Origin of the sequence: Paracoccus sp. S4493 (assembly GCF_000967735.1) — a bacterium.
GTDB lineage: Bacteria > Pseudomonadota > Alphaproteobacteria > Rhodobacterales > Rhodobacteraceae > Paracoccus > Paracoccus marcusii.
Genome location: NZ_JXYF01000007.1, coordinates 1 through 9,365, shown reverse-complemented (window position 1 = coordinate 9,365; position 9,365 = coordinate 1). Strand labels below are relative to the sequence as shown.

Annotated in this window: 13 protein-coding genes; 1 reads left to right on the top strand and 12 read right to left on the bottom strand. The window is 62.6% G+C overall.

The window, feature by feature from the left end:
• Window positions 1-258: 258 nt before the first annotated feature.
• The 11 genes from TW83_RS19215 to TW83_RS01650 form a co-directional block, all read right to left on the bottom strand.
• Window positions 259-840: an HK97-gp10 family putative phage morphogenesis protein gene (locus TW83_RS19215; protein ID WP_052714574.1), complete on the bottom strand. Its 582-nt coding sequence runs from the start codon at window positions 838-840 to the stop codon at window positions 259-261.
• A complete protein-coding gene (locus tag TW83_RS20390; RefSeq protein WP_157001303.1) occupies window positions 837-1,103 on the bottom strand; it encodes a hypothetical protein in 267 nt (88 codons plus the stop codon). Before TW83_RS20390 ends, TW83_RS19215 begins: the two co-directional genes overlap by 4 nt.
• A gap of 244 nt (window positions 1,104-1,347) precedes the next feature.
• Window positions 1,348-1,551, bottom strand: a complete 204-nt coding sequence (locus TW83_RS01695) for a hypothetical protein (protein WP_045981045.1) — start codon at window positions 1,549-1,551, stop codon at window positions 1,348-1,350.
• On the bottom strand, window positions 1,551-1,805 hold the full coding sequence (locus tag TW83_RS01690) for a hypothetical protein (protein ID WP_045981044.1): 255 nt from the start codon (window positions 1,803-1,805) through the stop codon (window positions 1,551-1,553). Before TW83_RS01690 ends, TW83_RS01695 begins: the two co-directional genes overlap by 1 nt.
• 5 nt (window positions 1,806-1,810) lie before the next feature.
• A complete protein-coding gene (locus TW83_RS01685; RefSeq protein WP_045981043.1) occupies window positions 1,811-2,794 on the bottom strand; it encodes a hypothetical protein in 984 nt (327 codons plus the stop codon).
• Window positions 2,795-2,875: 81 nt separating this feature from the next.
• The gene (locus TW83_RS01680) at window positions 2,876-3,280 is read right to left on the bottom strand and encodes a hypothetical protein (RefSeq protein WP_157001301.1); all 405 of its coding nucleotides are present in this window, start codon (window positions 3,278-3,280) and stop codon (window positions 2,876-2,878) included.
• 324 nt (window positions 3,281-3,604) lie between these two features.
• Window positions 3,605-4,861 (bottom strand): AAA family ATPase, encoded by a 1,257-nt coding sequence (locus TW83_RS19205; RefSeq protein ID WP_052714569.1) that lies wholly within the window; start codon window positions 4,859-4,861, stop codon window positions 3,605-3,607.
• Window positions 4,854-5,219 (bottom strand): hypothetical protein, encoded by a 366-nt coding sequence (locus tag TW83_RS20385; protein WP_045981041.1) that lies wholly within the window; start codon window positions 5,217-5,219, stop codon window positions 4,854-4,856. Before TW83_RS20385 ends, TW83_RS19205 begins: the two co-directional genes overlap by 8 nt.
• A gap of 270 nt (window positions 5,220-5,489) precedes the next feature.
• Complete coding sequence (locus TW83_RS01660; protein WP_045981040.1) at window positions 5,490-6,005, bottom strand: hypothetical protein; 516 nt, start codon at window positions 6,003-6,005, stop codon at window positions 5,490-5,492.
• On the bottom strand, window positions 6,005-7,264 hold the full coding sequence (locus tag TW83_RS01655) for an integrase arm-type DNA-binding domain-containing protein (RefSeq protein WP_045981039.1): 1,260 nt from the start codon (window positions 7,262-7,264) through the stop codon (window positions 6,005-6,007). The genes TW83_RS01660 and TW83_RS01655 overlap by 1 nt, the downstream gene beginning before the upstream one ends.
• Window positions 7,265-7,541: 277 nt before the next feature.
• Window positions 7,542-8,681, bottom strand: a complete 1,140-nt coding sequence (locus tag TW83_RS01650; RefSeq protein WP_084697191.1) for an SDR family oxidoreductase — start codon at window positions 8,679-8,681, stop codon at window positions 7,542-7,544.
• Between the two features lie 100 nt (window positions 8,682-8,781).
• Between TW83_RS01650 and TW83_RS01645 the strand changes: the two genes are divergently transcribed.
• Window positions 8,782-9,165 (top strand): helix-turn-helix domain-containing protein, encoded by a 384-nt coding sequence (locus TW83_RS01645; RefSeq protein ID WP_045981038.1) that lies wholly within the window; start codon window positions 8,782-8,784, stop codon window positions 9,163-9,165.
• Here the strand turns inward: TW83_RS01645 and TW83_RS21060 are convergent.
• On the bottom strand, window positions 9,162-9,365 hold a 204-nt coding region (locus TW83_RS21060; RefSeq protein WP_045981037.1), incomplete at its 5' end, for a hypothetical protein. The two genes, TW83_RS01645 and TW83_RS21060, sit on opposite strands and share 4 nt — an antisense overlap.

The window sequence follows — 9,365 nt, the reverse complement described above, 5'->3', positions numbered from 1 at the left end:
AGTTTTCGGGGGGCACCTCAGGCTGACAGGTGGCCTATGTCGGCTGTTGTCCTAAGCACCTACAAGATCTGGCAGGATGAAGATGCCATGAACCGGCCCGGCGCCAAGCCTCTGTTCGTGAAAGAGGCCCCGGCCGCGTCCTGACCAGGGCCCCATGCCCAAACGCGGGCTTTTGACTGTCCCCGCCGCCTGTAAAGCGTGACAGCCTGCCATACCCCGGAGCCGTGGGGTTTGGCCTATCTCAACCTTGGATCAGCATTACCGTGGCCTAGATGCCTTTTGCGATGCCCTGGCGGCTTTCGCTGCAACTCGCTTCGCGGTCTTGTCGATCTCGACCCAGAGCAGCGGCCCTAGCCGTTCGATCGTGGGGCGAGCCTCGCTATCGAAGGCAGGGCGCAAGAACGGCTGCGGCGCAGTGCCGGGGTGCTGCGTGCCGGCGAACGTGCCCCCATTCAGCCTGGCGCGTGTGCCCAGCTCTACAAACTTTGCGTAGAAGATTTCCTCGGCGGGGCCGAGGTAGAGCATCACCCCTGGGTTCTGAACGCGGAACGCACGGCGAGCGCCACGCATGGCAGCAAGAGCTGCGGTCTTGTCCCCGCGCGTGCTACGCATAGCCTGTGCATAGGCAGCATCGCCCACATCCCCGGTCACTTTCGTTCCCAGGATGATGTTGCCCTCAAGGTCGCCACCCTCGATTGGCGCATATCTCTTGGCCTTTTCCTGCATTGGTTCTGCAGCCTTGCGAAGCGCGCGGCGCATGACACCGGTCCGCGTGGTCTTATTGGCGATTTCGAGAAGCGCCGCTTCCAGATCTTCGAAACCCTGAAGGCTAAATTTCATTCGCCCGCCTCCTGAGGGTGAAGGTAGCTTTCCGCCCTTTGCTTCTCGATGCGCAGCAGCCGTCTAGCGCTGGCAACATCCCCCCCGGATAGGATCTCCAGATCGAAAGCGTCCTGTGCGGCTATCAATCGCGCGCACGCGGCGACGAGACGCTTTGCATCTGCAAGCTGCGACGATGTTGCGCCATAGCTGCGAAGCTTGGTTTGTAGACGCTCGACATTATACGCGATTTTTTCTGGGCAAAGCTTACACATGGCGCTCACTGCATCCCCCGATCGAGGACTTGCTTTAAGTGCAAACCGACTGCGGACTGCCGCGTGTTTGATAAACAATCAAAACCGGTCCATGTCATTGATAGGAATAGGTAATTAAGCGTTTGAAATGCCGGTCCGCACCGTGCAAAAATCAAAGACGGGGAAAAAATCTTTGCGTCATACCCTCGTGGGTCCGAAGGAAATCGGTTCGAAACCTTCATGCCCGCCCCCCCTGCTTCCATGGCTGGCAGCTTCATGCGCTCACCTCCTGCAGGGCATTGCGCACGCGGGTCTCAATGATCTGCCGTTCGGTGCGCCACATCTGGTCTGCGGCTTCCATGAGAAGGGCCACGGTTGCCGGATCGTGCCGGGTCAGCATGTCACGCCGTGACGCTTCCATCCGTTCGGCATACTCGCGATCGATGCGGGCCATGGCGTCTTGCAGCTGACCAGCCATCAGGCGTCCCCCTTGCTGGCCTGGGCCGCTTCTACAGCGTCCATGCGCTCGCTCAGCCAGTTAAGCGAGATCAGGGTCAGGCCCTTGATTAGCGCGTCGCTGTGCGCCTCCGTCCGCCACCGCGCGTCCGTGATGGGGCCGGTCTTGTTCTCCGTGTCGCTCAGCAGTTCGTCCGCGAACTTGCGGGCTGCGACCTCGCGGACCGCGCTGCGTTCTTCGGGGGTCAGGTGACGGGGGAATGCGGGGAACGTCATCACTGTCACTCCGTCAGGGTCACTTTTGCCATGACGGCATCGGCCAGAGGCGTGACGCCAAACGCCATCACGGCGCGCACGGCGATCAGGTTCAGTTGGAACAGCGACATTGGCGAGCCGTCGGGCAACCGCAGGGCCGATGCGCGCGAGGGCATGATGCCCATGTCCACCACGTCGGCCGCGATGTCGGATGCGGCGATCAGGGCAATCTCGCCCGGCTCCAGCCCTTCGCTGATCACGGCAGGGATGCCGAAGATCATTCCGCCTGCCGGGGTCATGGCGATGCGGCCCTCTGCGCTGAGAGGCGCCAGAACGGCCGCTGCAGCGGGGGAAACGGCCCATCGCAGCACCTGGCCCGATTTCGTCAGCATCGCCTGCAGAGCGCCGCCCAGAGCCGTCACGATGGCGGCCGGGGCGTCTTTGGCCGCCGTCAGGTTCACCGGGGCCGATCCGGCCAGCAATTCGAACATGCGGGCATCGACGGCGCGACCGATCGCGGATTGCAGCAAGCTGTTGATGAAGCCTTGTCCGGGTCCGTCGACGCGCTGCCATGCCTCGTCAGATGCGACGACGATCACGCCGACGCTCTCCTCGGTCAGCTTCTTGCCTTCCAGCTCCAGCTCACCGACCGGGATCAGGCCGCCCTCGGACAGACCGGACGGGATGGGCAGGCTTTCGGTGTGGATCAGGGGCGTATCGAAAGGCACGCGGCGGAACGCCTGTTCGCTGACCATCGACAGGAATGCGCTGGCCTGTCCTGCGTTCTGGATGAATGCCATCACAGCACTCATCACGCCGACCGCTGCCAGGCTGGAGGTGTCGGTGGCCTTGGTCAGCACGTCGACGGCGCGCGTCGGGGCGCCCATCTCGGACATGTCGACTGCATCCAGCTTAAGGGCTTTGGAACGGGCCAGCCACTGGATGGTGGCGGCGGCTTCAACACGCGCGGCGGCGGCCGAGGTGCTGGCAAGGGAGCGGTTGGGGGTCATCGGTTCGCCTATCTGTTTTGCTTCGTTGATTCTGAGGCAATCAGGCGATTGGCGCGATGGAGGGGGTGACTTTGAGCTTTTCTAACCCTGCAAAGTCACGCGCCACAGGATGCCGGCGCGGGTCCGTTCGGTGCGTTCGATGATCTCGGCGGGGCGGGCTGACAGCCACTTGCCTAGGCTTTTGACGCTCGAAAGGCCCAAGCCGGAGAATGCCTGGACGACATCGGGGACCGGTTCGCCGATCGCCTCGGCCGCCTTCCGCAGGGCATCGACGCTCTGCCACAGCTCGGCTGCGGTAAACCAATCGCCGTCAGTCAGGTCAGCAATCAAAGGGACGGGATCAATTGCGGGCGCGTCCTGGCCCATGAGCTGCGCAAGCATGGCCTCGATGCGGGCCAGCCGCCGGATGACGTCGGCATCATGCAGGCTCAATGGCAGGCCAATCCCAGATGCCTTGAATTGTGGCAGCGCGCATTTCTTACCCATGCCAGTCCTGAGCTGCGAACATCCGCCAGCCTGCGACGACCCCCCGGTCATGGCTTCACCCACAAGCCGGCGCGAATGTCGGCATGGATCTGCCGGTGATGGCGGCGACACAACCAGGTCACGTCCAAGGGTCGGGAATAGCATTCATGATGCGCATCCACGATCACGCCATCCTCTCGATGACGAGCCCCACACACCTCGCACGCGTCGCGCTGCAGAGTGCCCTGCTGCACAGCGGTTCGCACGGCCCGATGCGCCTTCTTGGCAGATACTGGGGTGTGGCGTGACAGCGTGACATTCGTCTTTTCTGTCGAGCTCATGGACTTAACCCCCAGTCCTGGGCGTGACACGTGACAGCCCTAAAGGGCTTGTCACGCTTGTCACGGCCTTCCCGGCCTCTGGCGCCGTGACATTTGTTGCGATGTCACGCTCTGTAACGCCTGTCACGCTAGGGGCGTTGCTGGGACATCCTGCCCGATAAACCTCAGTCTGAATTGCAGGGTCATCTACCAGATATAGATCATCATGCACGCTCATCAGCTTCATGCAGACGAGGTCGTTCCGCACCCGAAGGAAGGCCTGACGCTTTGACGCGGCGTTGTCGCCGGTATGCTTGGCATAGAAAGCATCTCGCCAATCATCGATATGGACGCCAAGAAATGCCGTGCCATTCTCGTTCCAGATGCCCTGTGAGCATGCAGCAGCTTGATAGGTAGCGAGAGCCAAGGCTTGCGCTGGGGATCTGCGAGTTTGTCGTTCAGGGGCCTCCGCGCTGCGCAGAACCGCGCTTTGCGCATTCCCGCACAATTGGACGTTTTCAAGGGTAAAGTGCATATCTGCGGGCGGTTCGGCATCCTTCATCTTGGTGTTGATGAGCTGAACGCAGTTTCCGTCCTTTTCAACGCGATACTCAAAGTCCAATGCGCCTTTCAGCGCCATAGCACCGCGGGCCCTTTGTTTGTCGGCATGACCCGAATGATGGACAAGCATTACGACACAGCCCGGATAGCGCGCCTTGAGGTCGTCCATCGCGGCAATGAAATCGCTCATGTCCTTGGTGTTGTTTTCATCGCCGGCGCCAAAGTTTCGCGCCACGGTGTCGATAATGATAAGGCGGGGTGCGCCGTGTTCTCTGGCTACGAGGTCGGCCGCTTGAGACACCGCCGTCGCTGATGCCTGGTCAAGAAATTGCGCGGCACGCTCTGACTTGAATAGCGGAACGCCTGCAAGGGGCGTGCCCCGCTCCGCACTCCAAGCCGCAAAGCGTCTGGCTAGGCCATTGTGACCTTCGCCCGCGATAAACAGGACGGGCCCCTGCATGGTCTTGTGGCCGTGGAATGGTTGACCTGTCGCGACGGAGAGCCCCAGATCAACAGCGACGAAGGACTTGCCGCCACCAGGGTCCCCAAAGATCTCGCCTAAAGTGTCAGTCTCGATCAAGCCCTCGACGATGTATTCCGGCTCGCGCCATTCCAGATCCGACACCGCAACGAAGCGGAATTGTGATGGAGTGATGGGTCTCACAGCCCCAGGTTCGCTATGCGCTGCATCGAGAGCACTCAAAGCTGCAAATTCATTCATGCGGCATGCCCTGCTGCACGTAGGCGAAGAACGCAGCCTTCTCCTGCGGGGTGTAGCGGTTAAAGCAGGCGAGGCCATAGGCTTTCCGCTCAGCTCTGCTCGCCCTATCAGCCCAGAATGCTGCCTCCTCCATGAGGCTTCCGAACAGGACGATCGGCATTCCTGCGCGCAGGAACTCGTGCGCACTTTCCAGAACGGTCAAGCGATCGTCGGGTTCAAATTGGGCCAGCGCATCGCTGAAACGCCTTGCGATAGCTTGAAGCTCTGGCATACTGTAATTGCAATCTGCTGAAGATTGAATTCCAGCCTCGGTCGCGCCCGCCAGCGCACCGGGGCTATTCCATGTCTGATCGTTCATAGCCGGGCCTCATGCCGCGCGACGTGCAGCTTCCCAGGACTCGATCTCATCGAGCCTCCAGCGGGTGCAGCCGGGCGAAAGGGAAATTGGTTTCGGGAAGGTCGGATCAGCTTTTACCCAGCGCCAAACAGTTGGACGGGTGACATTGTAGCGGCTGGCGACCTGCTTATCTGATAGATACACGGTGCATCCTTTCGTTGCGGATGCGAACAAGCTGGACTAGCCAATGCGGACGAAAAATCTGCGGCCGTATCTCTGTCCCAATATTGTTTAGTTCAGGTCTTTAGCGCCGCGATCCGCCGCTTTCCTGATTGCATCGTCTGACATCCCCGAGAACGCTTTTGCCAAGTCTGGATACTTCTTAAGCGCTGCGTTGCGGGCAGCTTTCCCAGTGATGCCGATGCTATGCTGATCCTGGATAGCCGCGGCCAGCTTGGCATTCCGGCCTTGGGTCTTGGGTTTGCGGCCACGTCGCTGCGCACTACTGGACAGGAACTCGACGTCCGATGGTTCAATCCTCGACCAGAGGGCATCCATCAGGAAGTCATTCGCTTGCCAAACGTAAATTTCGGCTAGATCCAGATCGTCGCCGTCCAGTGCTTTCAGACCGGCACAAGCTGCGTCGTAAGCGCCCAGCCAGGCGCGGCGCCCCGTGCTGAAGTCGTCTGTAGCTTGCCGTTCTCCCGCGCGATCTCCGACCCAAAACCCGGTCGCGTCAACAGACTGAGATGACGCAGTCGCATGCGCTATCTTCTCAAGCCGTCGCCGCAGCGCCTTTGCGTCCACTATCCTGCTCCTAGGAACTGTGCCCAGTCAGCCATCATCTGCCGGCGCTTTTCGATCATATCCCCGCGCCGATAGGCACGCTCGACCTCGGACCCAACGCGATGCGCCAAAGCGATCTCGGCCATGTCGCGGGGATAGTCTGTCTGTTCAGCTGCCCAGTCGCGGAAAGTGCTGCGCAGTCCGTGGGGGACCGCTGGGCGCCCTGATCGTGGATCTAGCCACCCTGCGCGCTCAGCTTTCAGTTCATCGGCCTGCATGCGCCGCATGACGGCGCTGATGCTCATGTCAGACAGCTGCCCGCCCCGCGGCGCCGCAAAGATGTATGGCGTGCCTGCAAGCCGCGGCATGGCTTCAACGATCGCAATCGCCTGATCCGTCAGCGCGACCCGATGCTCACGCTCGGCCTTCATTCGTTCGGCGCTGATGGTCCAAATCTTCGCATTGGTATCAACCTCTGCCCAAGTGGCGCCGCGGACCTCTCCGGAGCGACTGGCACATAGCGTCAGAAACTCCAGCGCACGTGCAGCAGTGCCCTCACGCTTCCGCAAAGCTGCGAACCATTCTGATACCTCGCCCAGAGCTACCGCGGGGTGGTTGCCTTTGCCTGAGATCCTGCTAGGCTTTGGCAACAAGGCATCGAGATTGCCGCGCCACCGGGCCGGGTTGTCGCCGGTTCGATGACCAGCCACGCCAGCCCAGGACAGCACGCTTTCCATGCGCCCACGCACCCTCGTCGCAGTTTCAGTCCGCGTCTGCCAGATCGGCTCCAGCACTCGCAGCATGTCGTGGACGGTCAGGTCGTTGACGTGCATGTCTCCGATCTGCGGGCCGGCATAGGTGTCGAGGGTCGATCTCCACTGCTGCCGATGCTTGTCGTTCCGGAACTCCGCCAGCTTGCTTTCAAGGAAGCGGTCAGCTGCCTGGGCAAACGTCAGACCGCGCTTCTGAGACGCCACCAGCGCCGCCCTGACGACCTTACGTTCCTCTATTGGGTCGACGCCCTGTCGGATCTTGCTCTTAGCTTCTCGTGCCATCTCACGCGCCTGGGCAAGCGTCACATCAGGATAGCCGCCTAGGCCGACATCGCGACGCTTGGTCCCGATCGTCGTTCGGAATATCCAGCTACGAGCTCCCGTGGGGCTAATCTGCAGACACAGGCCGGCCACCCCGCCGACCGCGAACATGACATTGCGCCCCTGCCCCGGATGCTTCAGCCGCTTCACATCGATGGCGGAGAGTTCCGCAGCCTTCTTCGGCATTTCGCACCCACGTTCTACCCATCGAAAACGATAGATGATAGGCGCGACAGGATGCAACGTGTCTTTACGGCGGGAAAGCCTAACCCGCTGACGATCCGGGATACTTGTTACCGGTAGCGTCAGGCCGCTACACGACGAAGGGGGCCTTCGTCTCCGCCATCACCTCACCGTCACGATATGATCAACTGACCTGATGCGGTTCTGTGGTCGTCGTGAGTGTCGTCGGACGCCTCCGTCGCATGACCAAAGCACCGTCGGCCATGGGCCAGGCGAACCATCATTCCGTCCGCGGCGATGAGGGTGCCGGTCGCCCGACATCCTCACCGCAGCAGATGCAGATCTTTGGACGGTCAGCGGCGGGGATGATCCGGTCCGCCTCAAGCTGTTCGAACAGGTCGAAGAACGCCTCGTCGGTCGCCTGATAGGCGGTGAAGCCCAGCTTGCGGCTTTTGGACATGTCGGTCACGACCTCGATCGGCCGACCCAGGTCGGCGTCGGTGTGCCACGGCGACACAAGGCGGGTGATGTCCGGCTCGGCCAGCCCTTCGCGTTCGGCGATGCGTGCCCAGATCGCGGCGTCGTCCGCCATCTGGTCGGCCAGGGGGCGTTCGGTGCCGTCGAAATCCTCGGCTTTGACGCCGAACCAGTCGGCCAGACGGTGCCACATCCAGTTCCAGCGGAAGACGTCGCCGTTGACGATATTGAAGGCCTGGTCATGCGCGGCGGGCGTGGTCGCCGCCCAGATGACCTGGGCGGCCAGCTGGCGGGCGTCGGTCATGTCCGTCAGGCCGTTCCACTGCACGGCCGATCCGGGAAAGCGGAACGGGCGCCCGGTCTCGCGGCAGATGGCGGCATAGACGGCCAAGGTGGTGCCCATGTTCATGGCGTTCCCGACCGCCTTGCCGATGACGGTGTGGGGGCGGTGGATGCTGTAGGTGAAGCCGTCGCGGCGCGCGGCCTCGAACAGTTCATCCTCCTGCGCGTAATAGAAGTTCGCGACGTCCAGCCGCCCCTGATCCTCGCGGAACGGGGTCTTGGGCAGGCTGCCCTTGCCATAGGCCTCGAACGGTCCAAGGTAATGCTTCAGCCCGGTCACCAGCGCCGCGTGGCGCACGGTGCCAAGCGGACGCAGACCGTCGAACAGGTTGCGCAGCATCAGGGCGTTGACGCGGATGTTCTCGGCCTCGGTCGGCTGGCGCAGCCAGGTGGTCAGGAACACATGCGTCGGGGCCAGACCGTCCAGGGCGGCGGCAACGGATGCGGGGTCCAGCAGGTCGGCGGCCACGGGCGTCACGCCCTCCTGCGGCTGCGGATTGCGGCTGAGGCCCAGGACGGCCCATCCGTCGCGGACCAGTTGGGCGGCGATGGCGTGGCCTTGAATGCCGGTGGCGCCGACGACCAATGCGGTGCGGGTCATGAAACTCTCCTGTCTGTGTGCTGTCAGGGGATCTAGTCAGCGCGGCCTCGTCGTGCCAGACGGCACCAAATTGGGACATAGCCACCGAAAGGTAACCACCATGGAGCCCGGCAGCATCGACACCGACTGGCGCGAGGATTGCGCGCCCCGCCGCACGATGGAGATCTTTTCCACGAAATGGACCAGCATGATCCTGCACACGCTGCATGCCCAGCACGGGGGTGCGGCGCGCAACGGGGTGCTGCTGCGCAGCCTGCCCGGGATCTCCAAGAAGATGCTGGTGCAGACCCTGCGCGAGATGGAGGACAGCGGCCTGATCGACCGCCATGTCGAAAGCACGGTTCCGCCGGCGGTCGAATACAGCCTGACGCCGCTTGGCAGGCGCTTCGTCGACCTGGTCGAGACGGTCTATGCCTGGGGCCGGGCCAATGCCGACGCGCTGGATCAGCTGCAGGCCCGCGCGACGTCCCGGCGGAACCGCTAGGCCCGCAACCAGTCGCGCAACCACCGCATCGCGTCGAATCCCGGCGCGCCGGCGGGGGCATAGATCTGGTGGTCCAGCTGGCGCAGCAGGGCCTGCCTGCGCGGCCCGCCGCCCCCGCGCCACGCCAGATGTGCCGCTGCGGCCGCACGCAGCCTGGTCAGATCGCCGCTGGCCGCCGCCCTGCGCATCGCCGCCGCATG

Excerpts from the sequence above, each read along its gene's own strand:
- TW83_RS19215 (WP_052714574.1), bottom strand. The coding sequence starts at position 840 with ATGAAATTTAGCCTTCAGGGTTTCGAAGATCTGGAAGCGGCGCTTCTC.
- TW83_RS01695 (WP_045981045.1), bottom strand. The coding sequence starts at position 1,551 with ATGGCTGGTCAGCTGCAAGACGCCATGGCCCGCATCGATCGCGAGTAT.
- TW83_RS01690 (WP_045981044.1), bottom strand. The coding sequence starts at position 1,805 with ATGACGTTCCCCGCATTCCCCCGTCACCTGACCCCCGAAGAACGCAGC.
- TW83_RS01685 (WP_045981043.1), bottom strand. The coding sequence starts at position 2,794 with ATGACCCCCAACCGCTCCCTTGCCAGCACCTCGGCCGCCGCCGCGCGT.
- TW83_RS01680 (WP_157001301.1), bottom strand. The coding sequence starts at position 3,280 with ATGGGTAAGAAATGCGCGCTGCCACAATTCAAGGCATCTGGGATTGGC.
- TW83_RS19205 (WP_052714569.1), bottom strand. The coding sequence starts at position 4,861 with ATGAATGAATTTGCAGCTTTGAGTGCTCTCGATGCAGCGCATAGCGAA.
- TW83_RS20385 (WP_045981041.1), bottom strand. The coding sequence starts at position 5,219 with ATGAACGATCAGACATGGAATAGCCCCGGTGCGCTGGCGGGCGCGACC.
- TW83_RS01655 (WP_045981039.1), bottom strand. The coding sequence starts at position 7,264 with ATGCCGAAGAAGGCTGCGGAACTCTCCGCCATCGATGTGAAGCGGCTG.
- TW83_RS01650 (WP_084697191.1), bottom strand. The coding sequence starts at position 8,681 with ATGACCCGCACCGCATTGGTCGTCGGCGCCACCGGCATTCAAGGCCAC.
- TW83_RS01645 (WP_045981038.1), top strand. The coding sequence starts at position 8,782 with ATGGAGCCCGGCAGCATCGACACCGACTGGCGCGAGGATTGCGCGCCC.